The 25,575-nt window shown below is 53.6% G+C and carries 19 protein-coding genes; 16 read left to right on the top strand and 3 right to left on the bottom strand.

Annotated features, from left to right (window positions below):
* Positions 1 to 12: 12 nt before the first annotated feature.
* A complete protein-coding gene (gene focA, locus AC1UKS_RS14240; protein ID WP_105759320.1) occupies positions 13 to 870 on the bottom strand; it encodes a formate transporter FocA in 858 nt (285 codons plus the stop codon).
* 347 nt (positions 871 to 1,217) lie between these two features.
* Positions 1,218 to 2,975, bottom strand: a complete 1,758-nt coding sequence (gene ycaO / locus AC1UKS_RS14235) for a 30S ribosomal protein S12 methylthiotransferase accessory factor YcaO (protein WP_482434148.1) — start codon at positions 2,973 to 2,975, stop codon at positions 1,218 to 1,220.
* Between the two features lie 211 nt (positions 2,976 to 3,186).
* Here ycaO and serC point away from each other — a divergent pair, with 211 nt between their 5' ends.
* The 12 genes from serC (at position 3,187) to AC1UKS_RS14175 (ending at position 17,194) form a co-directional block, all read left to right on the top strand.
* A complete protein-coding gene (gene serC / locus AC1UKS_RS14230) occupies positions 3,187 to 4,272 on the top strand; it encodes a 3-phosphoserine/phosphohydroxythreonine transaminase (RefSeq protein WP_482434147.1) in 1,086 nt (361 codons plus the stop codon).
* 85 nt (positions 4,273 to 4,357) lie between these two features.
* The gene (gene aroA / locus AC1UKS_RS14225; RefSeq protein ID WP_482436993.1) at positions 4,358 to 5,641 is read left to right on the top strand and encodes a 3-phosphoshikimate 1-carboxyvinyltransferase; all 1,284 of its coding nucleotides are present in this window, start codon (positions 4,358 to 4,360) and stop codon (positions 5,639 to 5,641) included.
* A gap of 205 nt (positions 5,642 to 5,846) precedes the next feature.
* Positions 5,847 to 6,533 (top strand): (d)CMP kinase, encoded by a 687-nt coding sequence (gene cmk, locus AC1UKS_RS14220; RefSeq protein WP_013201526.1) that lies wholly within the window; start codon positions 5,847 to 5,849, stop codon positions 6,531 to 6,533.
* Between the two features lie 128 nt (positions 6,534 to 6,661).
* On the top strand, positions 6,662 to 8,335 hold the full coding sequence (gene rpsA / locus AC1UKS_RS14215; RefSeq protein WP_013201527.1) for a 30S ribosomal protein S1: 1,674 nt from the start codon (positions 6,662 to 6,664) through the stop codon (positions 8,333 to 8,335).
* A gap of 85 nt (positions 8,336 to 8,420) precedes the next feature.
* Positions 8,421 to 8,705 carry an integration host factor subunit beta gene (gene ihfB, locus AC1UKS_RS14210; protein WP_013201528.1) on the top strand — a complete coding sequence of 95 codons (285 nt, stop codon included), beginning with the start codon at positions 8,421 to 8,423 and terminating at the stop codon, positions 8,703 to 8,705.
* A 209-nt stretch (positions 8,706 to 8,914) separates the two neighbouring features.
* Complete coding sequence (locus AC1UKS_RS14205) at positions 8,915 to 11,179, top strand: ComEC family protein (RefSeq protein ID WP_482434145.1); 2,265 nt, start codon at positions 8,915 to 8,917, stop codon at positions 11,177 to 11,179.
* Positions 11,180 to 11,215: 36 nt separating this feature from the next.
* Positions 11,216 to 12,964 carry a lipid A ABC transporter ATP-binding protein/permease MsbA gene (msbA, locus tag AC1UKS_RS14200; protein WP_013201530.1) on the top strand — a complete coding sequence of 583 codons (1,749 nt, stop codon included), beginning with the start codon at positions 11,216 to 11,218 and terminating at the stop codon, positions 12,962 to 12,964.
* Positions 12,961 to 13,944, top strand: coding sequence for a tetraacyldisaccharide 4'-kinase (lpxK, locus tag AC1UKS_RS14195; protein WP_482434143.1), 984 nt, complete (start codon positions 12,961 to 12,963; stop codon positions 13,942 to 13,944). Before msbA ends, lpxK begins: the two co-directional genes overlap by 4 nt.
* Before the next feature lie 83 nt (positions 13,945 to 14,027).
* A complete protein-coding gene (locus AC1UKS_RS14190; RefSeq protein ID WP_482434141.1) occupies positions 14,028 to 15,236 on the top strand; it encodes a winged helix-turn-helix domain-containing protein in 1,209 nt (402 codons plus the stop codon).
* A gap of 85 nt (positions 15,237 to 15,321) precedes the next feature.
* Complete coding sequence (locus tag AC1UKS_RS14185; protein WP_013201533.1) at positions 15,322 to 15,504, top strand: Trm112 family protein; 183 nt, start codon at positions 15,322 to 15,324, stop codon at positions 15,502 to 15,504.
* Entirely contained in the window at positions 15,501 to 16,247 is a 747-nt protein-coding gene (gene kdsB / locus AC1UKS_RS14180) for a 3-deoxy-manno-octulosonate cytidylyltransferase (RefSeq protein ID WP_338569578.1), read from the top strand. The genes AC1UKS_RS14185 and kdsB overlap by 4 nt, the downstream gene beginning before the upstream one ends.
* 53 nt (positions 16,248 to 16,300) lie before the next feature.
* Entirely contained in the window at positions 16,301 to 17,194 is an 894-nt protein-coding gene (locus AC1UKS_RS14175; RefSeq protein ID WP_013201535.1) for a YcbJ family phosphotransferase, read from the top strand.
* On the opposite strand, the gene elyC is transcribed toward AC1UKS_RS14175, so the two are convergent.
* A complete protein-coding gene (gene elyC, locus AC1UKS_RS14170) occupies positions 17,171 to 17,959 on the bottom strand; it encodes an envelope biogenesis factor ElyC (protein WP_482434139.1) in 789 nt (262 codons plus the stop codon). The genes AC1UKS_RS14175 and elyC overlap by 24 nt on opposite strands.
* 126 nt (positions 17,960 to 18,085) lie before the next feature.
* Between elyC and cmoM the strand changes: the two genes are divergently transcribed.
* Genes cmoM through mukB form a run of 4 tightly spaced genes read left to right on the top strand, consistent with a single transcriptional unit; the run spans position 18,086 to position 25,356 of the window.
* Positions 18,086 to 18,874, top strand: coding sequence for a tRNA uridine 5-oxyacetic acid(34) methyltransferase CmoM (cmoM, locus tag AC1UKS_RS14165; RefSeq protein WP_482434137.1), 789 nt, complete (start codon positions 18,086 to 18,088; stop codon positions 18,872 to 18,874).
* The gene (gene mukF / locus AC1UKS_RS14160; RefSeq protein ID WP_013201538.1) at positions 18,867 to 20,189 is read left to right on the top strand and encodes a chromosome partition protein MukF; all 1,323 of its coding nucleotides are present in this window, start codon (positions 18,867 to 18,869) and stop codon (positions 20,187 to 20,189) included. Before cmoM ends, mukF begins: the two co-directional genes overlap by 8 nt.
* Complete coding sequence (gene mukE, locus AC1UKS_RS14155; protein ID WP_041691956.1) at positions 20,170 to 20,892, top strand: chromosome partition protein MukE; 723 nt, start codon at positions 20,170 to 20,172, stop codon at positions 20,890 to 20,892. The genes mukF and mukE overlap by 20 nt, the downstream gene beginning before the upstream one ends.
* On the top strand, positions 20,893 to 25,356 hold the full coding sequence (mukB, locus tag AC1UKS_RS14150; RefSeq protein WP_482434135.1) for a chromosome partition protein MukB: 4,464 nt from the start codon (positions 20,893 to 20,895) through the stop codon (positions 25,354 to 25,356).
* Positions 25,357 to 25,575: the final 219 nt, after the last annotated feature.

The raw sequence follows: 25,575 nt of genomic DNA, 5'->3' as shown, positions 1-25,575 counted from the left end.
TTTGTTGCGCAATCAGTCATGACCGTTGTCACGAAGATAAATCACCCAGTAGGTCAATCCAACCAGGAAACCGCCGCCGATAATGTTGCCTATTGTCACCGGGATCAGATTATCGGTAATAAAGTCGCTGACGGTCAGGTGTGAGAACTGGGCAGCGGTTGTGCCGGTTGCCTGCCAAAATTCGGGGCCAGAAAAGTCCCGGATAACGATGGCCAGTGGAACAAGAAACATATTGGCAATGCTGTGCTCAAAACCGCTGGCCACGAACATTGCAACTGGAAGCAGCATCGCTAACATTTTGTCTGTCAGGGTCCGGCCGGAATAGCTCATCCATACCGCCATACAGACCATCAGATTCGCCAGGATCCCCAGGCAGACCGCTTCAAGGAAAGTATGGTGCATTTTATGGTCAGCGGTTTGCAGGACATTGAGCCCCCAGGCACCGTTGGCGGCCATTGCCTGTCCAGCGAACCAAATCAGAGCCACGAAGAACATCGCACCGAAGAAGTTGCCGACGTACACGATGATCCAGTTGCGGGCCAGCTGTAACCAGCTGATGCGTCCGCTGGCTTTCGCGACGATGGTCAATACGGTTGAGGTGAACAGGTCAGCCCCACAGACGACGACCAGCATCAGACCGAGAGAGAAGCAAAGGCCCCCCACCAGTTTGCTCATGCCCCAGGGTGACGTACCAGAACCCGTAGTGGCGGTGATATAGAAGACAAACGCGATGGAGATGAAGACACCGGCGGTAATCGCCAGGAAAAATGTGGTGAAGGGTTTTTTTGTCGCTTTATAGACGCCGGCCTCTTCGGCCACTTTGGCCATTTCAGACGGTAAGAGTAAGTCGAACGGGTTGCCAGCTTTCACACTAACTACTCCCTAAATTAGTCAACGACGAAATACTAACAAAGGAGTATAGGTTAGAAATTGATGTGGATCATGTTGGCCTGGAGTACCTGCGCATAATGGCCTTTTTTATATAAGGTTAATGGTTTAATTAATTGAAAAATATGAATTAAATACTTTTTAATTTTCTAAAAAAAAGTTGAATTAAGCACGAATTGCGCTTTATTTAAACGAGGTTATTCAATGAAATGTAGCTGGAAGGTTAAAGTATTCGTTTTATGACAAATAGACGTTACTTTAAAATAACATCTGAAGAGTAAAGGTATGTGAAAAGGGCAATCGAGACCGTTCCCGATTGCCCTGAAGTCTTATTTCCAGTTGAGGCGTTTTGCCTGTTGCAGTTTCTCGTAAGCGGCAAGCAAGGACTGATGAGCCGGGAAGGCCATCAGGTCTTCGTCAACTGACTGCAGACCATAGAAGGGGGCTTCGCCACCGATCGCAGCCGAAGCGGCTTCAACCGCATCCAGACCGTACATCCGCACAAATGCAGTATGATACTGCACCGGATCGCGTCCTTCTTCCTGACTCAACAGCAGCAACGTTTGCAGGCAACGATAGTAGTTAGCGCGCGCTGGAGTGAAGATAGAGTTGTTGAACTCCATGGTCCATTCCGTCCAGATCAGCGCCTGATCCAGATCGCCACCGGCCAGCGCCAGCATCGCTTTCAGCTCACCAATACGTAGCGTGTACCAACCATTGTCTTTACCCGTTGCCAGGCCAAGCAACTCGCGAACACGGGTGAAGTCATCGTGACCGTCTTCATCCAGACGCTCAATCAGTGACAGATAGTCCTCTTTTTCCCACTGAGTTTCTGGCAACGACAGCAGCGTTTCGCGCAGATATGCGCCCATGCTGTTGTTAGCCAGCAGCAGATCTTCCGCAGGATAAATATCAGACATACCCGGCACGATGATACGACAAGCGTAGACGTCGAGATGCTGGTAATCGGCGATGTAGACTTCCTGATCTTCAGCTTTGAAGATCGCCATCAGTGTCGCGAACTCTTCTTCCGTTGACCCGTCGAAACGCCAGTCAACAAACGGATAGTCGGCATCGTCTTTGAACATGTCCCAGGAGATCAGGCCGCTTGAATCAATGAAGTGCGTCTCGAGGTTGGCATGTTCAGCGACTTCTTCATCATCGAAGGTTGGCGGCGTGAACACATCCAAATCTTTCAGGCTACGGCCCTGCAGCAGTTCGGTAACGGTACGCTCCAGCGCCACGCCAAAGTCAGGGTGTGCGCCAAATGAAGCGAAACAGGTGCCATTTTCTGGGTTGAAAAGGACTACGCAGATAACGGGGTACTTGCCACCGAGCGAAGCATCGTAGGAGAAAATCGGGAACCCTTCGGCTTCCAGTTTATTGATGGATTCCACCACGCCCGGATAACGATCCAGCACGGCTTGCGGAATCAACGGCAGACTGATGGATTCGGCAATAATGCGATTTTTGATGTAGCGTTCGAACACTTCGGACAGGCCCTGAACACGCGCTTCATTAGGCGTGTTACCGGCTGACATGCCGTTCGATACGTAAAGATTACCGATAATGTTCATCGGAATGTAAACCGTCTTCTGGTCGGACTGACGCGTGAATGGCAGGGCGCAAATACCGCGATCGCTATTGCCAGACTGCAGATCAATCAGATCGCTGGCGCTGACTTCCTGCTCTGGATCATAAAAGGCGGTCAGACGTTCGTCCAGAATACCGGCTGGCAGGCTGTCGTCTTCTGGCAGTGGGAACCATTTTTCATTTGGGTAATGAACGAAGTCACCGTTGGCCACCTTGTTACCCAACCAGAAGTCGGCGAAAAAGTAGTTAGTCGACAGACGTTCGAAGTATTCGCCCAGCGCGGAGGCCTGGGCAGCTTTCTTACTGGCGCCTTTACCGTTGGTAAAACACAGCGGGCAGTCGCGGTCTCTGATGTGAACGGACCAGACGTGTGGAACCGGGTTCAGCCAGGAAGCTTCTTCAATATTGAAGCCCAGATCCTGCAATTTTTGCTGAAAGCGTGCGATGGAATCTTCCAGCGCGGCGTCTTTGCCTGGAATATACGTTTGCGTCATAGTGCCCACTCGTTTTGGGTTGTGCCGAAAGTGCGCAATGATACGGGGTTTCTGTTCGATCCGCTACGCGAGGGGGGAAATTCCTGTTGTCACCCGGCGGCATCATTCCGGAACTGGTCGGTTGACCCGATTAATCATTGCAGCGGCGGATGGGCAATGATAAAACCGATAGCAGAATAGCAATCGATTGATCTGAAAGTGGTGAGGGGAAATGAGTCAGGTTTTCAATTTTAGCTCCGGCCCAGCGATGCTGCCGGCGGAAGTTCTGCGTCGTGCCGAACAAGAACTGCGTAACTGGCAGGGATTAGGGACGTCCGTGATGGAAATTAGCCATCGCAGTAAAGAATTTATTCAGGTTGCCGAAGAGGCTGAGAAAGATTTTCGTGACCTGTTAAAGATCCCTTCGAACTACAAAGTCTTGTTCTGCCACGGTGGGGCGCGTGCACAGTTTGCGGCGATCCCAATGAACCTGTTAGGCAATAAGACCACCGCCGATTATGTTGATGGTGGCTATTGGGCACATAGCGCAATTAAAGAAGCGCTGAAATACTGCACACCTCACGTCATCGACGCGCAAACCAAGGTAGATGGCCTGCGGGCAATCACCCCAATGAGCAGTTGGGCACTGTCTGATGATGCTGCCTACGTTCACTACTGCCCGAATGAAACCATTGATGGCGTTGCTATTAATGAAGAGCCAGATTTTGGTGATAAAGTGGTGGTGGCCGATCTCTCCTCAACCATTCTTTCGTCCCCACTGGATATCAATCGTTACGGCGTGATCTATGCTGGCGCGCAGAAGAACATTGGACCGGCAGGCTTAACCCTTGTCATCGTTCGTGAAGACCTGTTAGGTAAGGCGAAGAAAGAGCTGCCTTCGATTCTGGATTACAAGGTGCTCAGCGAAAACGAATCGATGTTCAATACGCCACCAACCTTTGCCTGGTACCTTTCTGGCCTGGTATTCAAATGGCTGAAAGAGCAGGGCGGCGTGGCCGAACTCGATAAGCGCAATCAGGCTAAAGCCGACCTGTTGTACAGCACCATTGATAACAGTGGTTTCTACCGTAACGAAGTGGCGACGGCCAACCGTTCTCGCATGAACGTGCCTTTCCTGCTGGCCGACTCTTCGCTGGATAACCTGTTCCTCGAAGAATCTGTCGCAGCTGGCTTGCATGCGCTGAAAGGCCACCGCGTAGTTGGCGGCATGCGTGCCTCAATTTACAATGCGATGCCGTTAGAAGGTGTGAAAGCACTGACTGATTTCATGATCGATTTCGAGCGTCGTCGCGGCTAAGTCAGCCTGATTGCTCGTAGCCAATTGGAACCCCGCAAGGCTGCGGGGTTTTATTGTTTTTAATTTGGAGAATATGTTTCGCATGTTGGAATCCCTGACCCTACAACCTGTCGCGCTGGTCGATGGCATCGTAAACTTACCCGGCTCCAAAAGCGTATCAAACCGCGCGTTGTTGCTGGCGGCGCTGGCTAAAGGCACCACTCGTCTGACCAACTTGCTGGACAGTGATGATGTGCGCCATATGCTGACGGCATTGAAAGCGCTGAACGTCAGTTACTCGCTTTCCGACGATCGGACTGTCTGTGAAGTCACTGGTCAGGATGGTCCACTGCATGCGAAAGGCCCGGTAGAACTCTTTTTAGGTAACGCCGGCACCGCCATGCGCCCCCTGGCTGCAGCACTTTGCCTCGGAAGTAATGACATTGTCTTAACCGGTGAACCCCGGATGAAAGAGCGTCCGATTGGGCACCTGGTTGATGCGTTGCGTCAGGGGGGGGCTGAAGTGAGCTACCTTGAGCAAACAGATTATCCGCCGCTGCATCTTAAAGGCGGCTTTAGCGGTGGCGAAGTGTCGGTGGATGGCAGCGTATCAAGCCAGTTTCTTACCGCTCTGTTAATGACGGCTCCGCTGGCACCGAACGAAACCAAAATTGTGATCAAAGGCGAGCTGGTTTCTAAGCCTTATATCGACATCACTCTGAACCTGATGCGTACGTTCGGCGTTGAAGTGAAGAATGATAACTACCGTGAATTCCACATTGCCGGAAATCAGCAGTATGTTTCACCCGGAGAATACCTGGTTGAAGGTGATGCTTCTTCAGCTTCCTATTTCCTGGCCGCTGCGGCCATTAAAGGCGGAACCGTAAAGGTGACCGGTATTGGCCGTAACAGCATGCAGGGCGATATCCGCTTTGCCGATGTGCTGGAGCAAATGGGCGCGGTGATTGAGTGGGGAGATGACTATATTTCCTGTACCCGTGGCGATCTTAACGCCATCGATCTGGATATGAACCACATACCTGATGCGGCGATGACAATTGCAACGGCGGCACTGTTTGCCAAAGGCACTACCGTGATGCGTAACATTTACAACTGGCGCGTTAAGGAAACCGATCGTCTGGCTGCAATGGCAACGGAATTGCGTAAAGTCGGCGCTGAAGTGGAAGAGGGCCACGATTACATTCGCGTGACGCCACCCGAAAAGCTGAAGTTTGCTGAGATTGGCACTTATAACGATCACCGTATGGCGATGTGTTTCTCGCTGGTAGCGCTATCCTCAACGCCGGTCACTATTCTTGATCCAGGCTGTACCGCGAAAACCTTCCCTGACTATTTTGAGCAGCTGGCGCGTATCAGTCAGTTGGCATAATTCTGCAAATCCGCTGCATTCAGGTGCAGCGGATTGCGAGCCAACTCACGTCCTGCAAGGTTGTTCCTCCCATCATCAGCATTAATCTGACAAATAATTTAATCTCGACCAGGCTTAGGGGTAACGATCCCTGCGTAAGCTGCGTATAATGCCCGTCGATATTTGCCTGGGCAGCTAACAGGCATTCCACCGACAGGAGAATGAGATGACAGCTATAGCCCCGGTGATCACGATTGATGGCCCAAGCGGTGCTGGTAAAGGGACCCTGTGTAAAGCGATGGCTGAAGCCTTGCAATGGCATCTACTGGATTCGGGCGCGATCTACCGCGTACTGGCATTGGCTGCTTTGCATCATCAGGTGGATATTACTTCTGAAGAAGCACTGGTGCCGATTGCAGCCCATCTCGACGTGCGTTTTGTTTCAACTAACGGTGAGATGGAAGTGATCCTTGAAGGGGAAGATGTTTCTGGCGAAATCCGCACTCAGGATGTCAGCAACACCGCGTCAAAAGTGGCTGCATTTCCTCGCGTACGAGAAGCATTGCTGCGTCGTCAGCGCGGTTTCAGGGATTTGCCAGGTTTGATTGCTGATGGTCGCGATATGGGCACCGTAGTTTTTCCTGATGCGCCGGTGAAAATCTTCCTGGATGCCAGCTCGGAAGAGCGTGCGCACCGTCGTATGCTACAGTTGCAGGATAAAGGCTTTAGTGTTAACTTTGAGCGCCTTTTATCCGAGATAAAAGAACGTGATGACCGCGATCGTAATCGCGCCATTGCACCACTGATACCGGCAGACGATGCGCTGGTGCTGGATTCAACCAGCATGTCGATTGAGCAAGTTATTGAAACTGCACTCAATTATGCGCGTGAAAAGTTGTCATTGCCGCAGTGAATCACGGGCTGAACTGCCCATAAGAATCCCCTAACCCTGTGATATGGACGTCATGGGGCATGTGAAACAACCCCACCCGTCAGGATGTCAGGTGGACGTTAAATTGAAGAATCCATAAGATTATCAATATGACTGAATCTTTTGCTCAACTCTTTGAAGAGTCCCTGAAAGAAATCGAAACCCGTCCGGGTTCCATCGTTCGTGGTGTTGTTGTCTCTATCGACAAAGACATCGTCCTGGTTGATGCGGGCCTGAAATCTGAATCTGCAATTCCTGTAGAACAGTTTAAGAACGCAGCCGGCGAACTGGAAATCCAGGTTGGCGACGAAGTTGACGTAGCTCTGGACGCTGTTGAAGACGGCTTCGGTGAAACTCTGCTGTCCCGTGAGAAAGCTAAGCGTCACGAAGCCTGGATCACGCTGGAAAAAGCATACGAAGAAGCTGAAACCGTTACCGGTGTTATCAACGGCAAGGTCAAGGGCGGCTTCACTGTTGAGCTGAACGGCATTCGTGCGTTCCTGCCAGGTTCCCTGGTTGATGTGCGTCCAGTGCGTGATACTCTGCACCTGGAAGGCAAAGAGCTTGAATTCAAAGTAATCAAGCTGGATCAGAAACGTAACAACGTGGTTGTTTCACGTCGTGCGGTTATCGAATCCGAAAACAGCGCAGAGCGCGATCAGCTGCTGGAAAACCTGCAGGAAGGCATGGAAGTTAAAGGTATCGTTAAGAACCTGACTGACTACGGTGCATTCGTTGATCTGGGCGGCGTTGATGGCCTGTTGCATATCACTGACATGGCATGGAAACGCGTTAAGCATCCAAGCGAAATTGTCAACGTGGGCGACGAAATCACTGTTAAAGTGCTGAAGTTCGACCGCGAGCGTACCCGTGTGTCTCTGGGCCTGAAACAGCTGGGCGAAGATCCTTGGGTCGCTATCGCTAAGCGTTACCCAGAAGGGACTCGTCTGACTGGCCGTGTAACTAACCTGACCGACTACGGCTGCTTCGTTGAAATCGAAGAAGGCGTTGAAGGCCTGGTACACGTTTCAGAAATGGATTGGACCAACAAAAACATCCATCCGTCCAAAGTTGTTAACGTTGGCGATGTTGTTGAAGTTATGGTTCTGGATATCGACGAAGAACGTCGTCGTATCTCCCTGGGTCTGAAGCAGTGTAAAAACAACCCATGGCAGCAGTTTGCAGAAACCCACAACAAGGGCGACCGTGTTGAAGGTAAAATCAAGTCAATCACTGACTTCGGTATCTTCATCGGCCTGGACGGCGGCATCGACGGCCTGGTTCACCTGTCTGACATCTCCTGGAACGCTACCGGAGAAGAAGCAGTTCGTGAATACAAGAAAGGCGACGAAATCGCTGCTGTTGTACTGCAAGTTGACGCAGAGCGCGAGCGCATCTCCCTGGGCGTTAAGCAGCTGGCAGAAGATCCGTTCAACAACTACATCTCTCTGAATAAGAAAGGTGCAATTGTTAACGGTAAAGTGACTGCTGTTGATGCTAAAGGTGCTACAGTTGAACTGGCAGACGGCGTTGAAGGTTACCTGCGCGCTTCTGAAGCTTCAGTTGACCGCGTAGAAGACGCAACTCTGGTTCTGAATGTTGGCGACGATGTTGAAGCCAAATTCACCGGTGTTGACCGTAAAAACCGCGTTGTTAGCCTGTCTGTTCGTGCGAAGGACCAGGCTGACGAGAAAGAAGCCATTGCGACTGTTAACACCAAACAGGAAGAAGGCAACTTCTCTAACGCTATGGCTGAAGCTTTCAAAGCAGCTAAAGGCGAGTAATTGCTTTTGCAACAGGGCGGCATAAGTCGCCCTGAAATAGCCGTTACTGTCAGAGCTTTTCCAACAGGAATTTACCGGAGGATTTATGACCAAGTCAGAACTTATTGAAAGACTTGCTGGCCAGCACTCTCATATTCCGGCGAAAGTCGTTGAGGATGCGGTAAAAGAGATGCTTGAGCACATGGCGACCACTTTGGCGCAAGGCGAACGCATTGAAATCCGGGGTTTCGGCAGTTTTTCTTTGCATTACCGCGCGCCTCGTACCGGCCGTAACCCTAAAACGGGTGACAAAGTGGAGTTGGAAGGTAAATACGTTCCACACTTCAAGCCAGGTAAAGAGTTGCGTGACCGTGCAAATATCTACGGCTAACGCTTAGCACTACGCGATAAAACGACACTTCGGTGTCGTTTTTTTTTGCCTGAAATTTGGCACAGCGGTGCGGGCAGGGCCGCAATAAAAAGCAGGAACCTGCAAGACCCATCGAAAGATTGCGCGCCGCATTTCAGCGGAGCGTCACTGTGGCTGCATCCTCTCTTCGCTGAGGATAAAGTCTGCTGACGGAATAATGGAGAACCGTCATGCCTTACAGCCTCAGCCGCCTTGCTATGTGGCTCCTCATCGCGATGTTACCCCTGACGTTCCTTCCGCGGCTACCTGCCGCCCGTTATGACCTGTGGCTGATCCTCCCTTCTCTGTACTTGCTGATGCAGCGCCAACGCTGGCTGAAAGATATCGCGTTATGCGTTTTACTCTTTCTGTGGCTGGTTATGTCGGCAAGAACCCTGTCCGAACAAATTGAATTGTTGTCCGCAAGGACGATAACGGCCACGACGCAGATAGAAGCCGTACTGGTTAATTCTGAGCGGCTAAAAATGCGGATTATCAGCGTTGATGGGCGAAGGATATTTCCACCAGTGTTTACTCTGGTCAGCAGCAAGGAGATTAACCAGTCATTTTGTAGCGGTCAACGCTGGCAAATGACGCTGAAACTGCGGCCAGTTCATGCCCGATTGAATGAAGGGGGGTTTGATGCACAACGATTTGCACTGGCGAACAGTACGCCGCTAAGTGGAAGAATAATGTCGCTGACGCCAATCGATAGCACCTGCAGCTGGCGTGAACGAATTATCCAACGCAGCCGCAGTTACTATGTTGAGTTTCCCTGGCAGGCGATTCTCTCTGCGCTGGCGTTTGGCGAGCGGGGAGACGTCAGCCAGCAGATGACACAGTTGCTAAGAGAGACGGGAACGGCACATCTGATGGCCATTTCAGGTATGCATATCAGTCTGGCGGCCAGTGTAGGCTGGTTATTTGCCAGGGGCTTACAGTTGGCTTTCAGCGCAGCGTGGATTGGCTATCGTTTCCCCTTGATGTGTGGGCTGCTTGTCGCAGGAGTCTATTGCTGGCTTGCGGGTGCAAATCCACCATCACTCAGGGCCGTATTAGCGGTCAGTTTGTGGGGTACCTTACGGTTATCAGGTGTCCGCTGCAGTAACTGGCAGGTCTGGGGCATCTGCATCGCGACCATTATTTTCTTTGACCCGTTGAGTCTGCTCTCTGACAGCTTATGGCTGTCGGCGGTGGCCGTAGCGGGATTGTTGTTCTGGTTTCACTGGTTCCCATTACCGACAAAATTCGCCGGCAAGAAACGCTGGTTACCTTTGCAGTTACTCCACCTTCAGCTGGGCATATTTTTGATTATGATGCCGATACAACTGCTGATTTTTCACGGTATCAGTATCAGCGCCTTGCTGGCGAATATCTGGGCAGTGCCGGTTGTCACCTTCATCTCAGTGCCGCTGATCCTTGCGGCTTTAGCATTTCTACCTTTAGCGCCACTTAGTCAGGCTTTCTGGTGGTTTGCCGATCGTTCGCTTGAAGCGGTCTTCGTTCCTCTGGCTCTGTTGCCGTCGGGTTGGATCGATATGAACAGACAGGCGCTGCCGATAAGTGCAGCGATTTGGCTGACGGTGATTGCCTGTCGTTTCTGCTGGTGGCGCTCTTCACCGATGACCGTTCTGAGCTTCGGTTTGGCATTAGCCTGCTGGCGGCTGAATAATGAGGAACCCAAGTGGCGGCTGGATATGTTGGATATCGGGCATGGCCTTGCCGTAGTGATTTCAGCCAACGGCGAGGCGTTAGTCTACGATACTGGCAATAGCTGGCCGGGTGGCGATGCAGCCAAATCCCAGATCATTCCCTGGTTAGGATGGCAGGGGCTTAAGGTTAAACACATTTTGTTGAGCCACGGTCATCTGGACCACATCGGCGGACTGGAAAGTCTGCAAACGGCTTTTCCTGAAGCGGTAATACACAGCGGGCTGGGAACACCCGGACATTTACCGTGTGAGCAGGGCGTGAACTGGCGCTGGCAAAACCTGTCTTTTCAGGCAATTTGGCCACCGACAGGACAAACTGAGGCCGGAAATAATCAATCCTGTGTAATCAGGGTAAGTGATGGAAAATGGCGCGTGTTGTTAACGGGGGATATCGAGGCGCAGGCTGAATATGATTTAGTTCGATATCATCGGGCGTCAATTGGTGCCGATATTATGCAGGTTCCTCACCACGGTAGCAGTACGTCCTCAGTGCCTCCTTTTCTCAGAGCCGTGGGCGGAAAGGTCGCTCTGGCCTCCGCGGCGCGCTACAGCGCATGGAAATTACCGGCGGAAAAAGTAATTAAACGCTACCAAAATTATGATTACATCTGGCATGACACGGCGCTTGAGGGGCAGCTTAGCGTGCATTTTTTTGATAAAAACTGGCACCTTAGCAGTCTGAGAGCGCAAATAATGAGCCGTTGGTATCATCAGTGGTTTGGCGTACCACGTTATTCCAGGTAGAATGAGCGGCTATTTTCAATAAAAGCTGGTTAAATAATGCATCAGGAAAAAGATCTCTCCACCTGGCAGACATTCCGTCGCCTCTGGCCGATGATCAAACCGTTTAAACCCGGATTGATTGTGGCTGCGGTAGCACTGGTACTGAACGCGGCGGGAGATACATTAATGCTGTCACTGCTGAAACCATTACTGGATGACGGTTTTGGTAAGGCTGACTCTTCCGTCCTGATTTGGATGCCTCTGGCGGTGATTGGCTTAATGTTAATCCGCGGCGTCACCAGTTATATCTCGAGTTACTGCATCTCCTGGGTCTCCGGCAACGTTGTGATGAGTATGCGCCGTCGCCTGTTCAGCCACATGATGGGAATGCCGGTAGCCTTCTTCGATCAGCAGTCCACCGGGACGTTGCTCTCGCGTATTACCTACGACTCCGAGCAGGTTGCTTCCTCATCTTCCAGTGCGCTGGTCACCGTCGTGCGTGAAGGGGCCTCGATTATTGGCCTGTTCATCATGATGTTCTACTACAGCTGGCAGCTGTCGCTGATCCTGATTTTACTGGCACCTATCGTCTCTTTTGCTATTCGTACCGTTTCAAAACGCTTCAGAAACATCAGCAAAACCATGCAGAACACGATGGGGCATGTGACCACCAGTGCTGAGCAAATGCTGAAAGGGCATAAAGAAGTGCTGATTTTTGGCGGACAGGAAGTGGAAAGCCAACGCTTCGCGCGCGTGAGTAACCATATGCGCCAGCAGGGGATGAAGCTGGTTTCAGCCTCTTCTATCTCCGATCCAATTATTCAGCTGATTGCTTCTCTGGCGCTGGCCTTCGTACTGTACGCGGCAAGCTTCCCAAGCGTGATGGCGACCTTGACCGCCGGTACAATCACCGTAGTCTTCTCTTCGATGATTGCCCTGATGCGCCCGCTGAAATCGCTGACTAACGTCAATGCGCAGTTCCAGCGCGGAATGGCTGCCTGCCAGACGCTGTTCTCAATCCTTGATACCGAGCAGGAAGAAGACACCGGTAAGCGTGTGATTGAACGCGCTAAAGGTGACGTTGAATTCCGCAACGTCACCTTCACCTATCCGGGCCGCGAAACGCCTGCGTTGCATAATATCAACCTGGCGATCCCCGCGGGGAAAACTGTTGCCTTGGTTGGACGTTCAGGATCGGGTAAATCCACCATTGCCAGCCTGATGACGCGTTTCTACGATATTCAGCAGGGCGAGATCCTGATGGATGGCCACGATCTGCGCGAATACACGCTCAGCTCGCTGCGTAATCAGGTCGCGCTGGTTTCACAGAATGTCCATCTGTTTAACGATACGGTGGCAAATAACATTGCCTATGCCCGTACCGAGAAGTACAGCCGCGAAGATATTGAGAAGGCCGCCACCATGGCCCATGCCATGGACTTCATCAACAAGATGGATAAAGGGCTTGATACCATTATCGGTGAAAACGGCGTGCTGCTTTCCGGTGGTCAGCGTCAGCGTATTGCCATTGCCCGCGCATTGCTGCGTGACAGCCCAATCCTGATCCTGGATGAAGCGACGTCTGCACTGGATACAGAATCTGAACGCGCCATTCAGTCAGCGCTGGATGAACTGCAGAAAAATCGTACTTCACTGGTTATCGCTCACCGTCTTTCCACTATTGAAAAGGCCGATGAGATTGTGGTGGTGGAAGACGGCTACATTGTTGAGCGCGGAAGCCATGCCGATTTGTTGGAACATCGTGGCGTGTATGCCCAGCTCCATAAGATGCAGTTTGGTCAATGATTGAACGCATCTGGAGCGGACGCTCCGCGCTATATCTGCTGCTGGTTCCGTTAAGCTGGCTGTACGGCCTGATTAGCAACCTGATCCGCCTCAGCTATGTCTGGGGCCTGCGGAAAGCGTGGCGCGCTACCGTTCCGGTGGTAGTGGTGGGCAACCTGACAGCCGGAGGCAACGGCAAAACGCCGGTTGTGATCTGGCTGGTACAGGCTTTGCAGCAGCGTGGTCTGCGTGTCGGCGTCGTTTCAAGAGGCTACGGCGGTAAGGCCGATTGCTATCCGCTGGTACTGGATAACCGCACCACAACCGCGCAAGCGGGTGATGAACCTGTGCTTATTTATCAGCGCACAGGGACTGCGGTGGCGGTCTCACCTGTCAGAAAAGAGGCCGTTCAGGCGCTCACTGAGCAGGCGAACATCGACATCATCATTACCGACGATGGCCTGCAACATTACGCCTTAGCGAGAGACTTCGAGATTGTGGTCATCGACGGCAAGCGTCGTTTTGGCAATGGCTGGTGGCTTCCCGCGGGCCCGATGCGTGAGCGTGCTTCCCGTTTGAGAACCGTTGATGCGATCGTTACCAATGGCGGTGAGGCGCAGGCTGGCGAGCTGGCGATGCATCTGAACCCTGGTGATGCCGTTAATATCCGCAGTGGCGAAACCTGCCCGGTCATGATGCTTGCAAACGTGGTGGCGATGGCCGGCATTGGTCATCCTCCTCGCTTTTTTGCCACTCTTCATCAGCAGGGTGTTATGCCAGTTAAGGAAGTGCCTTTTGCCGATCATCAATCTTATCAACCGGCCCAGTTAGCGGCATTGCTTGCGCCAGGCGAGACGCTGTTGATGACGGAAAAAGACGCGGTGAAAGTCCGGTCTTTTGCGGAAGACAACTGGTGGTACCTGCCGGTGGATGCTGAACTGCCACAGGCCGCTTCCACTGCCTTACTGGACAGGCTTTGCGCATTGACCGCCAAACGCTAACAAGCTGAAAAAGCGCACAATCTCCGTGCCGAAATCTCAGGAAAAGAACTAAACTCACTGCATCTTTGTCACGAAGGTGCATTATGTCCGCTCTCCAACTTTCGCTTTCTCAGGCCCGCCAGTTACACCTCGCCGCTCAGGGGCTACTTCGGCCACCGGGACGTAAAGCCAGGGCTGATGATATCCTCAGCGCCATCCGCCAGATGTCATTACTGCAGATTGATACCATCCACGTCGTTGCCCGCAGCCCTTATCTGGTGCTATTCAGCCGTGTAGGCGACTATCCCGAAAGCTGGCTGGGTGAGGCGCTAAGCAGCGGTAACCTCTATGAATACTGGGCGCATGAAGCCTGCTTTATCCCAATCGAAGACTATCGCCTGCTGCGCCATCGCATGCTGAATCCTCAGCATATGGGATGGAAATATAACAGCGAGTGGATGGAGAACTGGCAGCAGGAAGTCGGCGAACTGCTTATGCATATCGAACAAAATGGCCCGGTCAGATCGGCCGATTTTGCTGCCCCGCCGGGGCAGAAGCCTGGCTGGTGGTCGTGGAAACCGCATAAACGCCATCTTGAAAATCTGTTCACGGCCGGCGATCTGATGGTGATCGAGCGACGCAATTTTCAGCGCGTCTACGATCTGCGGCAGCGCGTGATGCCGGACTGGGATGACCAGCTGCATGGGATTGAAGAATCAGAGGCGGTCCGTCAGATGTTGCGGAACAGTGCCAGAAGTTTGGGGCTGTTTCGTGCCGCCTGGCTACCCGATTATTACCGTCTGAAGCGCGCGCCAGTAAAAGCGGTTTTAGCTGACTGGCTGGCGCAGGGGGATGTGATACCGGTGGCAGTGGAATCGCTGGGCGCCTGTTACCTGGATGCCGCTTTGTTGCCCCTTCTCGAACAGGGAACCCGGGCAACCTACACCACCTTGCTGTCTCCTTTTGACCCGGTGGTCTGGGACCGCAGACGGGCGCTGGAGCTGTTTAACTTCGATTACCGACTGGAATGTTATACGCCGGAAGCGAAGCGGCAGTATGGCTATTTTGTTCTGCCAATTCTGCACAGGGGAGCACTGAAAGGGCGGCTGGATGCGAAAATGCTGCGTAAGGAAAAAGTATTGCAGATCAAACAGCTGTGGCTGGAGCAGGGCGTCAAAATCAGTCAGGGCACGATCAACGATCTGCATCAGGCCATCACACGCTTCGCGCGCTGGCAAGGGGCCGAGACGGTGGTGCTGGAAAAGCTACCCGAAACGCTGGCAAGTGCCTGGCAAAAAGGGTGGGCGCTGTAACATCCTGCACGCGGGGAAGTAACCGATGCCGCGCCAGCTATGATATTCTAAGGACCTGTCTGACCGGGATCACCAGGGAGAAACCATGGATCACCGTTTACTCGAAATCGTTGCTTGTCCTGTTTGCCACGGCAAACTGTATTACATCAAAGACCAGCAGGAGCTTATCTGCAAACCTGATGGCCTCGCTTACCCTGTGCGCGACGGCATTCCAGTCCTGCTGGAGACAGAAGCGCGTTCACTCACCATGGAAGAGATCCACCCATGAGTTTTGTCGCTATTATCCCGGCGCGTTTTGCTTCAACGCGCCTGCCGGGTAAACCGCTGGTCGATATCCAGGGTAAACCGATGGTAGTGCATGTGATGGAGCGAGCGCTGGAATCAGGTGCCGATCGGGTCATTGTCGCTACCGATAATGAACAGGTGGCACGTGCTGTTGAAGCGGCCGGCGGTGAGGTGTGCATGACCCGCGCCGATCACCACTCCGGCACGGAACGATTGGCTGAAGTGATCGATCGCTATCAGTTTGCTGATGACACCATCATCGTGAACGTGCAGGGCGATGAGCCGATGATCCCACCGGTTATTATCCGCCAGGTGGCAGAAAACCTGGCCAAAAGCGAAGCCGGCATGGCGACGTTAGCCGTGCCGATTGAGACCGCAGAGGAAGCCTTCAATCCGAATGCGGTCAAAGTCGTGATGGATGCGAAAGGTTACGCGCTCTATTTTTCCCGGGCTACCATTCCCTGGGATCGTGAGCGTTTTGCCACCTCCCGCGAAGAAATCGGCGATACCTTCCTGCGTCACATTGGCATCTACGGCTACCGCGCGGGCTTTATTCGCCGCTATGTCAGCTGGGAGCCGAGCCCGCTGGAGCACATTGAGCTGCTTGAGCAGCTACGCGTGCTCTGGTATGGCGAAAAAATTCACGTTGCCGTCGCCAAAGCGATCCCAAGCGTTGGTGTTGATACACCGGAAGATTTGGCCCGCGTGCGCGCGGCTATGCAGTAATCCTGTTGGGGCCTTCGCTGGCCCCTTCTCCACTTTTTTTAAAGGAGGAGGAAATGGAACAACTCCGCTCGGAGCTTTCTCTGGTATTGGGCGAAACCCTCAGTCGCCTGGAATGTATCAGTGAACAACCCTGGTCCAGCCTGTATTCGCTCTATGACCAGCAAGGCCACTCGCTACCAATGGTGGCAAAATACTTCAATGTTAAAGGCATTGCGGCACAGGAAGCCTATAAGCTTTCGATGCTGGCCAAAGACAGCACCATCCGCTTGCCGACGGTTTACGGCCTGATCGTCAGTCAGCAGCCGCCACAGCACGATGTCTTGCTGATCGAGCGCATGGGCGGCGTGTCGGTTGAAGCGCCAACGCGCACGCCGGTGCGCTGGCTGCAGTTGCAGGATCAGATTGTTGCCGCCTTACTGGCATGGCATCGGCTCGACAGCCACGGCCTGGTCGGCAGCGTCGACAGCACGCAGGAAAATAACTGGGTTTCCTGGTATGCCCAGCGCGTTGAGGTGATCTGGTCCACGCTCGGGTTTATGCGACCTGACGCGCTGTCGATGGAACACCGGCGCGTGCTTTACCGCAGCCGTGAAAACCTCGGCAATCTGCTGGCGGATTTCAACGATCCTTGCGTGCTGGTTCACGGCAATCTGTCACTGAGCAGCATGTTGAAAGAGGCGTGGAGCGACCAGTTGTTGTCGATGATCAATCCCGGGATGATGCTGTGGGCACCGCGAGAATATGAATTGTTCCGGCTTTGCGAAGAGGGGCTGGCAGAATCGCTGCTGTTCCATTACCTGAAGCAGGCTCCGGTGGCGGAAGGGTTTGTTGCACGGCGCTGGCTTTACACGCTGTGGGACGAAACTGACCGGCTAATTCATACCGGCCAGTTCGATGCACGTCGTTTTCAACGCGCGGCGGACTCACTGCTCCCCTGGCTCAGTTGAGGCCCGATCCCCGGAGGTCAGCCGTTGCCAGGCTCTTCCCAACCACTCATAAATCGCCCGATCGCTGTGACCCAGCCACATTGGCGACGGAATTGCACGTTCCCAGACATTCAACGGTGAGGCAATAGCCAGCTGATTGGCTGGCGCCGGCAGAGGATCCAGTCCCTGCTGTTGGAAAAAGATCATCGCTCGCGGCAGGTGTGAGGCGGATGTCACCAGCAGGAAGGGTGTTTTCCCCACTACCTTAGCCACTTCAGCCGCTTCCTGTCGGGTATCCCTCGGTTTATCAAGCGTCACGATCGCACTCAGTGGCACGCCTAGTGACTGGGCGACGCGGGATGTGACTTCGGCAGAACTGACCGGATTGTTCTGCGCCGCCGCACCGGTAAAGACCAATTTGGCGCCTGGGTTTTCCCGCCATAAGCGGATCCCTTCAACCAGCCGCGGCAAACTGTTGTTGATCATATTGGAGCCAGGCGCCCAGTCAGTATTCCAGGTATATCCACCGCCCAGGACCACCACATAGCCAACTTTTTGCTGATTTTGCCAGGTGGGATAGCGGTTTTCGGTGGGCGCAAGCAGGCTGTCCGCGACCGGTTGCAGGCTTAACAGCGCTAACAGCAGGCAGGCAGCAGAGAGGATAATTTTGCCGGTTTTCTGCCAACGGCTGAACCAGAGCAACAAAAGCGCAATTGCCATCAACACAATCAGCAAAGGCAAGGGCAGCAACAGGCCACCGACGAGTTTTTTTAACGCAAAAAGCATGAAAACGGACTCCTTTTGTCCGAAAAAACACCACCCGAGAGCCTGGCGATGACTGAAAGGTTCATTCCTGGTCAGTGTATGTCAAAATAGCCGCCAGTTTCACCCACTCAGCCGCCGGGAACCCGAATGCAGGATCGCAACTTTGATGATATAGCCGAAAAATTTTCGAAGAATATCTACGGTACCACCAAAGGGCGGATCCGCCAGGCGATTGTCTGGCAGGAGCTGGAAGAGATCCTCGCCAGCCTGCCGGAAGGACCACTCAACGTGCTGGATGCCGGCGGTGGAGAAGGGCAGATGAGTTGTGGTCTGGCAGCCAGAGGTCATCAGGTCTTACTCTGCGATCTTTCCGCTGAGATGTTGCAACGCGCAGGGGCTCATGCCGAAGAAAAAGGTGTGAGCGGGAACATGCTATTCAAACAAATTAGCGCGCAACAGGTCGGTCAACATTTGGATAAGCCGGCCGATCTGGTATTGTTTCACGCGGTGCTTGAATGGGTCGCCGAGCCTGAAGCCATCTTAAAAGCGCTGTATGATGTGCTGGCCCCGGGCGGCGTGCTGTCGCTGATGTTTTATAACGTCAATGGCCTGATAATGCAGACGCTGGTGCTGGGCAACTTCGGTTATATGCAGGCTGACCTGAAGAAACGCAAACGAAAAACGCTGTCGCCTGACTTCCCACGTGAACCTGAACAGGTCTATAGGTGGTTAGAAGCTGCAGGCTTTACAGTGGAAACCAAGACCGGGATCCGCGTTTTTCATGACTATATGCGTGACAAGAACAAGCAATCTGAACGTTTTGAGGAAGTTCTGCAGCAGGAATTACGCTTCTGCCGCCAGGAGCCATTTTTAAGTTTGGGCCGTTATATCCACGTGACCGCGCGGAAACCCATAAACAGGACGAACCATGAGTGAATTTTCCCAGACTGTACCGGAACTGGTCGCCTGGGCGCGAAAAAATGACTTTTCCGTCACGTTGCCTACCGAACGTCTGACGTTTTTGCTGGCGATTGCCACCCTGAACGGGGAGCGCATGGATGGCGAAATGAGCGAAGGCGAATTGACCGATGCCTTCCGTCACGTCAGTGAAGGGTTTGAACAGACCAGCGAAACCGTTGGTGTGCGAGCCAATAACGCCATCAACGATATGGTGCGTCAGCGCCTGCTTAACCGCTTTGTCAGTGAACAGGCCGATGGCAACGCCATCTATCGCCTGACGCCGCTGGCCATCGGCATTACGGATTACTACATCCGCCAGCGTGAGTTCTCAACGCTGCGGCTGTCGATGCAGCTGTCGATTGTTGCCGGCGAGCTGAAGCGCGCTGCCGATGCAGCCGATGAAGACGGTGACGAATTTCACTGGCATCGCAACGTTTTCGCCCCGCTGAAATACTCGGTGGCAGAAATCTTCGACAGCATCGATATCACCCAGCGAACCATGGATGAACAGCAGCAGGCGGTGAAAGACGATATCGCCCAGTTGCTGAACAAAGACTGGCGCGCGGCCATTTCCAGCTGTGAAATGCTGCTGAATGAAACCTCCGGCACGCTGCGCGAATTGCAGGATACGCTGGAAGCGGCAGGCGATAAGCTGCAGGCCAATCTGTTACGCATCCAGGATGCCACGCTGAGCAGCCCGGATCTCGGTTTTATCGATAAGCTGGTGTATGACCTGCAAAACAAGCTGGACCGTATTATCAGCTGGGGCCAGCAGGCGATTGACCTGTGGATCGGCTATGACCGTCACGTGCACAAATTCATCCGTACCGCCATCGACATGGATAAAAACCGCGTCTTCGCTCAACGCCTGCGCAAGTCTGTGCAAACCTATTTCGATCATCCCTGGGCACTGACCTATGCCAATGCTGAGCGCCTGTATGACATGCGTGATGAAGAACTGGCGTTGCGCAGTGAGGAAGTGACCGGTGAACTGCCTTCCGAACTGGAATACGAAGAGTTTAACGAAATTCGTGAACAGCTGGCCGCGATGATTGAAGAAGCGCTGGCCATTTATAAAGCACAACAGAAACCGCTCAATCTGGGCACAGTGATGCGTGATTACCTGGTGCAGTATCCCCGGGCACGACACTTCGACGTGGCGCGTATTGTCGTCGATCAGGCCGTCCGCTTAGGCGTGGCCGAAGCAGATTTCTCCGGCTTGTCAGCAGAATGGCAGGTCATTAATGATTACGGAGCCAAGGTGCAGGCGCATGTCATCGACAAATATTGAACAAGTGATGCCGGTTAAACTGGCACAGGCGCTGGCCAATTCTCTTTTCCCGGCGCTGGACAGCCAGTTACGTTCCGGTCGCCATATTGGCATTGAAGAGCTGGATCAACATGCTTTCCTGATGGATTATCAGGAATATCTGGAAGAGTTTTACGCGCGTTACAACGTTGAGTTGATCCGTGCCCCGGAAGGCTTCTTCTATCTGCGTCCCCGCTCCACCACGCTGATCCCGCGCTCGGTCCTTTCCGAGCTGGATATGATGGTGGGCAAAATCCTGTGTTATCTCTACCTGAGCCCGGAACGTCTGGCGAATGAAGGCATCTTCACCCAGCAGGAGCTTTATGATGAGCTGTTGTCGCTGGCTGATGAAAGCAAGCTGATGAAGTTCGTTAACCAGCGCTCAACCGGTTCCGATCTCGATCGGCAAAAGTTGCAGGAAAAAATGCGCGCTTCCCTTAACCGTCTGCGCCGCCTTGGCATGGTGTGGTTTATGGGTAATGACAGCAGCAAATTCCGCATTATTGAGTCGGTATTCCGCTTTGGTGCGGATGTGCGTAGCGGCGACGATGCCCGCGAAGCGCAGCTGAGGATGATCCGGGATGGCGAGGCGATGCCGATTGAAGGTGGCCTGGCGCTGAATGATGAAAGCGAAGAGGATGATGAGGCGCAGAGCCCGTCGTCGGACAACGCGGAGAACGAGTAAATGATTGAACGCGGAAAATTTCGCTCGCTGACCCTGGTAAACTGGAACGGCTTTTTCGCCCGCACCTTTGACCTGGATGAGCTGGTTACCACGCTTTCAGGCGGTAACGGCGCCGGTAAGTCCACCACCATGGCGGCCTTTATCACGGCGCTGATCCCCGATTTGACGCTGCTGCACTTCCGTAACACCACCGAAGCGGGAGCCACCTCCGGCTCGCGTGACAAAGGTTTGCACGGAAAGCTGCGTCCTGGCGTCTGTTACGCCGCGCTGGACGTGGTGAATTCCCTGCATCAGCGCGTGATTGTTGGTGTGCGGCTGCAGCAGGTTGCCGGTCGCGATCGTAAAGTCGATATCAAGCCTTTCAGCATTCACGGCCTGCCGATGTCGATCAACCCGACGGAAATCCTGACGGAAACGGTCAATGCCCGTCAGGCTCGCGTTCTGCCGCTAAGCGAACTGAAAGACAAGTTCGAAGCGATGGAAAGCGTGCAGTTTAAGCAGTTTAACTCGATCACTGATTACCACTCGCTGATGTTCGACCTGGGCATTGTGGCGCGTCGTCTGCGCTCGGCCGCCGACCGCAGCAAATACTATCGCCTGATTGAAGCCTCGCTGTATGGCGGTATTTCCAGCGCCATTACCCGATCGCTGCGTGATTACCTGCTGCCGGAAAACAGCGGCGTGCGTAAGGCCTTCCAGGATATGGAAGCCGCGCTGCGCGAGAACCGCATGACGCTGGAAGCCATCCGCGTCACCCAGTCCGACCGCGATCTGTTTAAGCATCTGATCTCCGAAGCAACTAGCTATGTTGCTGCGGACTATATGCGTCATGCTAACGAACGCCGCATCCACCTTGACGGCGCGTTACTGAACCGTAATGAGCTATTCACCAGCCGCAAGCAGTTAAAAGCCGAGCAGTATCGCCATGTTGAAATGGCTCGCGAACTGGCTGAGCATAACGGCGCAGAAAGCGATCTCGAAACCGATTACCAGAGCGCCAGCGATCACCTTAACCTGGTGCAGACGGCAATGCGTCAGCAGGAAAAAATCGAGCGCTATGAAGGCGATATCGATGAGCTGACCTACCGTCTGGAAGAGCAGAATGAAGTCGTCGCTGAAGCCCGTGAGGTGCAGGAAGAGAATGAAGCCCGCAGCGAAGCCGCTGAACTGGAAGTCGATGAGCTGAAAAGTCAGCTGGCCGATTATCAGCAGGCGCTGGACGTGCAGCAAACCCGTGCTATCCAGTATCAGCAAGCGTTGCAGGCGCTGCAGCGCGCGCAGGAAATCTGCCGGGTTGCCGAACTGACCGTCGACAATGCCGAAGAGTGGCAGGAAACCTTCCGCGCGAAAGAGCAGGAAGCGACCGACAAGTTATTGCAGCTTGAACAGAAAATGAGCGTGGCGCAGGCTGCTCACAGTCAGTTCGAGCAGGCTTTTGAGCTGGTGGGCCGCATTGCCGGACCGGTCAGTCGTTCTGACGCGTATCACACCGGCCGCGAATTGCTTCGCGATGCCAGCAATCAGCGTTATCACGCCGAGCAGTTGCAGTCTTTACGTTCCCGCGTGGCCGAGATGGAACAGCGACTGCGTGAACAGCAGGATGCCGAACGGTTACTGAATGAGTTCTGTAAGCGTCACGGGCAACAGTTTGAGCCGCAGGATCTGGAAGGTTACCAGTACGAGCTTGAAGCGCGTATTGAACAGCTGTCCGAAAGCGTGTCTGAAGCGGGCGAACGTCGCATGGAAATGCGTCAGGAGCTTGAACAGGTACGTGAACGCATTGCCCGTCTGACCAAACAGGCCCCTCAGTGGCATGCCGCGCAGGATATTCTTAGCCAGCTGAACGAGCAAACCGGTCAGGCGCTGGAGAGCGGTCAGCAGGTGACCGAGTACATGCAGCAGCTGCTGGAGCGCGAACGCGAAACCACCGTTGAACGCGACGAAGTTTCGGCCCGTAAACGCGAAGTTGAAAAACAGGTCGAGCGTCTGAGCCAGCCTGGCGGCGCTGAAGATGGCCGTATGACCCACCTGGCCGAACGTTTCGGCGGCGTGCTGCTGTCAGAAATTTATGACGACGTCACCATCGACGATGCACCGTACTTCTCCGCGCTGTATGGCCCGGCCCGTCACGGTATCGTGGTGCCCGATCTGTCACTGGTGCAGGACCTGTTGGACGGTCTGGAAGACTGCCCGGAAGACCTTTATTTGATCGAAGGGGACCCGCACTCGTTCGATGACAGCGTATTTAACGTTGAAGAGCTGCAAAAAGCGGTAGTGGTGAAGTCAGGCGATCGCCAGTGGCGTTACTCTCGCTTCCCTAAAGTGCCGTTGTTTGGTCGTGCCGCCCGTGAAAATCAGCTGGATCTGTTACATGCCGAACGCGAAACGCTGGCAGAACGGTATGCCACGCTGTCGTTTGACGTGCAAAAAACGCAGCGTCTGCACCAGTCCTTCAGCCGTTTTATCGGAAGCCATTTAGCCGTCGCCTTTGAGTCGGATCCAGAAGCCGAGCTGCGTTTACTGAACCTGCGTCGTGGTGAACTCGAACGTGGCCAGGCCGCCCATGAAACGGAAAACCAGCAGCAGCGCCAGCAGTTTGATCAGGCGAAAGAGGGCGTCGCCCAGCTTAACCGCCTGATGCCACGCGTCAGCCTGCTGCAGGATGAAACCCTGCAGGATCGTTATGACGAACTGCTTGAGCGTCTGGATGAAGCACAGGAAGCCGCGCGTTTCCTGCAGCAGCATGGCGCGCAACTGGCGAAACTGGAACCGCTGATCTCGGTGCTGCAGAGCGATCCGGAACAGCACGAACAGTTGAAGTTGGATTATCAGCAGGCGCAGCAGGTTCAGCGCGATGCTCGCCAGCAAGCCTTTGCCATGACCGAAGTGGTGCAGCGTCGCGCGCACTTTGGCTATGTCGATTCCGCCGGCATGCTCGACGGTAACAGCGACCTGAATGAGAAACTGCGTAAGCGTCTTGAGCAGGCCGAATCCGATCGTACCCGTGCCCGCGAGCAGCTGCGCGGTCATCAGGCGCAGTTTACCCAGTATTCTCAGGTGCTGGCGTCACTGAAAAGCTCTTACGATGCCAAGCGCGACATGCTGAAAGAACTTCAGCAGGAAATGCAGGATATCGGTGTGCAGGCGGATGCCAGCGCGGAAGAGCGCGCGCGTCTGCGCCGTGATGAACTCTATGCTGCGTTAAGCAACAACCGCGCCCGTCGCAATCAGCTGGAAAAACAGATCACCTTCTGTGAAGCAGAAATGGACGCGCTGCAGAAAAAACTGAAGCGTGTCGAGCGCGATTACCATCAGGGCCGCGAGCAGGTTGTTCATGCCAAGGCGGGTTGGGTCGCGGTGTTACGCTTGGTGAAAGACAATGGCGTTGAGCGTCGTCTCCATCGTCGTGAACTCTCTTACCTCGGCGGTGATGAGCTGCGTTCAATGTCGGATAAGGCGTTAGGTGCGCTGCGTCTGGCGGTCGCCGACAATGAACATCTGCGCGACGTGCTGCGTCTGTCCGAAGATCCAAAACGGCCAGAACGTAAAATTCAGTTCTTTATCGCCGTATATCAGCATCTGCGGGAACGTATTCGTCAGGACATCATCCGTACCGACGATCCGGTCGAAGCGATTGAGCAGATGGAGATTGAACTTGGCCGTCTGACCGAAGAGTTAACCGCGCGCGAACAGATGCTGGCAATCAGCTCCCGCAGCGTGTCTAACATTATTCGTAAGACCATTCAGCGTGAGCAAAACCGTATTCGCCAGCTGAACCAGGGCCTGCAGGCTGTGAGCTTCGGCCAGGTGAAGAGCGTCCGTCTAAACGTGAACGTGCGCGAGGCGCATTCCACGCTGCTGGACGTGTTGTCTGAACAGCATGAGGCGCATCAGGATCTGTTTAACAGCAATCGCCTGACCTTCTCAGAAGCCCTCGCTAAGCTATATCAGCGCCTGAATCCACAGATTGATATGGGCCAGCGTACGCCGCAAACCATTGGTGAAGAGCTGCTGGATTACCGTAACTACCTGGAAATGGAGGTTGAGGTAAACCGGGGATCTGATGGCTGGTTGCGTGCGGAAAGTGGTGCATTGTCAACCGGTGAAGCGATCGGTACCGGGATGTCGATTCTGGTGATGGTCGTGCAGAGCTGGGAAGAAGAGTCTCGCCGCCTGCGTGGAAAAGATATTTCCCCATGCCGCCTACTGTTCCTCGATGAAGCCGCGCGACTGGATGCCAAGTCGATCGCCACGCTGTTTGAGCTGTGCGATCGTCTGGAAATGCAGCTGATTATCGCCGCGCCAGAGAATATCAGTCCAGAGAAGGGCACGACTTATAAACTGGTGCGTAAAGTGGTCAATAACATTGAACACGTTCACGTCGTCGGCCTGCGCGGCTTTGCCGCCGAGCCAACCGCCGCAAATTCCTCCACACCTGAGGAAAATCAACAGGCTTCTTCATAGGAAAATCTCAACCGGCAGATATAGTAAAAAGTCTGGCAGCGGTTTATTCTACCCAACGGCATTGGCTGTATTTACAGCGAATGCCGTTTTCTTTTTCTATACTGATAACAATGACTAATAAACAGGTGATCGCCATCTGTTTTGGCACTTAACCAGGGAGCAAGGGATGTTGCTAATGAAAACGAATTCTGCAAGGTTGGCACTGTTTAGTGCTTGTCT

The sequence above is a fragment of the Erwinia sp. AK-PDG3-5 genome, assembly GCF_056821705.1.
This window is presented reverse-complemented; position numbering and strand designations above follow the sequence as displayed.